We start from the raw sequence: 621 nt of genomic DNA, 5'->3' as shown, positions 1-621 counted from the left end.
TCCCTTGATTCACTTATGTAAAGGCCTGTTCACCGCATGTTTCATAAGTATAAACTTTTGGCAAAATGCTGCAAGCCGAGTTGGCGGATAGTAGCCATTTTTCAAAAAGCAAAGCAACAAAAAATGCTACGAGCATATCAGTCTGACATGCTCGTAACATTATCAATCGTCTAAAATCACATATCTTCTACTATAACCCCATCTGGGGCAAAGTCAAGTGTCTTTATCTGTGCGTCAAGATTTAATTGGCTGATAGCCTCAACAATCTGATCTGAGGTAGAAGCTTGGACAAGGGTCATAATAGTTGGGCCGGCACCTGATAGGTAAGTCCCGTATACCCCGTCAACTGTTGACAAAGCTTGGCGGATTTGCCCTAATTCTGGGACTAATTTCGCCCGAAACGGTTCATGTAATTGATCCATCTCCATCAAGGTACCTACTGCTTCTATGTCCCCTTCTAACAACTTGCTCACGAAGACATTACCGATACCATTCGCCCGAACTGCGTCAGCAAAGACCAATTCTTTCGGCAAAACGGCTCTCGCTTGTTTAGTTAATAGCTCACGGTTAGGGACGGTCGCAATAAAATGCACATCCTCTAATAAAGACTTCGTCCATAAT

Annotated in this window: 1 pseudogene; it reads right to left on the bottom strand. The window is 43.3% G+C overall.

The window, feature by feature from the left end:
* Positions 1-176 precede the first annotated feature (176 nt).
* Positions 177-621 (bottom strand): annotated as a pseudogene (locus ACRCJ0_RS18315) (homoserine kinase); the annotation flags it as partial.

The organism is Aerococcus sp. L_32 (assembly GCF_050689315.1).
The sequence above is the reverse complement of the archived record's forward strand: the minus strand, read 5'-3'. Positions and strand labels throughout refer to the sequence as shown.